The organism is Kosakonia sp. 1610, assembly GCF_050435845.1.
GTDB lineage: Bacteria > Pseudomonadota > Gammaproteobacteria > Enterobacterales > Enterobacteriaceae > Kosakonia > Kosakonia cowanii.
Genome location: NZ_JBNDKZ010000027.1, coordinates 1 through 1812 on the forward strand (window position 1 = coordinate 1; position 1812 = coordinate 1812).

3 protein-coding genes are annotated in these 1812 nt (G+C 39.1%); all 3 read right to left on the reverse strand.

The genetic code is table 11. The features are described 5' to 3' along the window. Positions 1 to 237 precede the first annotated feature (237 nt). On the reverse strand, positions 238 to 792 hold the full coding sequence (locus tag ABIC80_RS24475; RefSeq protein WP_429178881.1) for an imm11 family protein: 555 nt from the start codon (positions 790 to 792) through the stop codon (positions 238 to 240). Positions 793 to 928: 136 nt separating this feature from the next. After that, positions 929 to 1213, reverse strand: a complete 285-nt coding sequence (locus tag ABIC80_RS24480; protein WP_128482843.1) for a hypothetical protein — start codon at positions 1211 to 1213, stop codon at positions 929 to 931. A 2-nt stretch (positions 1214 to 1215) separates the two neighbouring features. Further along, the coding region (locus ABIC80_RS24485; protein ID WP_429178883.1) for an RHS repeat-associated core domain-containing protein at positions 1216 to 1812 on the reverse strand (597 nt) is incomplete at its 5' end.

Here is a 1812-nt window from a genome sequence, read left to right on the forward strand (position 1 = left end):
GCGGTGTCGTAACGGGTCTCCTGCGAGAGCACGCCCTGGCTGCGGGAGGTTTCCCGGTGCAGGCGGTCGCGACCGTAAGCCGCCAGCGTGTGCGTGGTGATTCTTTTGAGCAAATTAGTAAGTGAGACGACAACACATCTTTAACAATTTATTGAGGTAACAATTTAAAATAAAAAAATAGCCGGGAAATAAAACATCTCCCGGATACAAGAATTATTACTTATTTTAATATTATGATTAAATTTCAGATGTTAGTTTTTCATACTCTATTCCCAACACCGATTCTTTAATTAATTTCTCGACGAGCTTGTCTTTATATATTTTTATATTTTCAAAACAGTTCTTTAACAATGCTACTGGAGAACCATGTAAAGAACGCTCATTAATTATTAACTTTTCAACTTTTCCGATGAATGCATCGTTAGAATCGTAAGGCTTATAAATTGATTGCTTTTTATTGATAAAGTCTATGGCGCATAGTAAGTGAGCAAAAAAGTAATCACCCTTTGGATAGGTGGTTTTGTCAGAAGTAATTACCACATCAAAAAATTCATACTCAGCATTAAAACTTTCAAGTATAGCTTTCATTTTTGACGAAACTATGACAAAAGGCCCGCTTTTAAAGTAATCGTTTGGTCTAAAATCAGAATCAAGCTTTAAATGCAAAAACGGAAAGCTATTCCCAAGCTTTTGCGGAATTGTAACCCTGAAAGACATGACATTTCCCATATTTATAACTGTTGCATCGGTATACAAATCATCATCATATGTTTCTGTTACACGATAATACATCCATTATCCTTATCAGAAGTATATATTAAATGTTATACTTTAAAATGAAAACCTAAAAAAGTTCATGTTCTTTTCTTTAACCTTCCTGATACGCTAGGCAAAAAGACCATATTTTATGCACCTTAAATTGATAGTTTTAACATGGCATTCTCATCAACGCTGTTTTCAGTCTTCTCATAAGGCTAACGCTTTTAATACATTCAAGCGGAGTTAGTCCATCTAGAATAGGGATTTTTTTGTGAATCCACTCAAAGCATTCTTCTGCGCCCAGTAAACCATATATAACTGTAGCGATATCTTTATGCCCTCCAAGCTCTAAGGCAAGTTCCATTATTTCATCACTCTGAAACATAGATTCATAAACTCTATAGAAAATCTCCCATTTAGCATCACCAGGATATTCCGTTTCAAGATTTTCCATTATTAAAACCCCATGAAAGATATTAAATTTGAACCTGATGGATTTCGTGCCGAAGGCGCTAGAATCCCGTCATAACCTTGCTCTTTTGCCCAGCTTCCAATTTGATGAGTTACATCATAATTTTTTCCAGTTATATCTTTTAAAGACACCCCCAACTGATCTCTGACATCAGCCCTCGTCAAATCGAGCACATTATTCAATTGGACCTTTTTAGAAACAAGCACCCTTTTGGACAAATCTACATTCCACGCGTTAACCTCAGCAAGAGCAGTTTTGCGTGAGTTAGCCCCATAAACTCCGCCCAGCCCCGTATCTGTATAGCGGTGAGAAGCTGCAATGTTTCCAGGGTGTGTTGTCCATGTAGTTTCTATGCGGTGTGGCTCTTCAAAACGATAAATTGTTCTATTGACCTTTCTTCCCTTCGGCGCAACAGAACATTCAAACAATCCCAACGGATCCACCCACACCAGCGGATCACGCACATAGCTGTAGGTATTCAGCCCGCCCGCTAAGCCAATCGGGTCCATCTGGGTGTAACGACCAGCGACCGGGTCGTAGTAGCGGAACAGGTTGTAGTGCAGCCCGCTCTCGCGGTCGAG

Bases quoted from the DNA above. Each gene is read 5' to 3' on its own strand.
- ABIC80_RS24475 (WP_429178881.1), bottom strand. From the start codon at position 792: ATGTATTATCGTGTAACAGAAACATATGATGATGATTTGTATACCGAT.
- ABIC80_RS24480 (WP_128482843.1), bottom strand. From the start codon at position 1,213: ATGGAAAATCTTGAAACGGAATATCCTGGTGATGCTAAATGGGAGATT.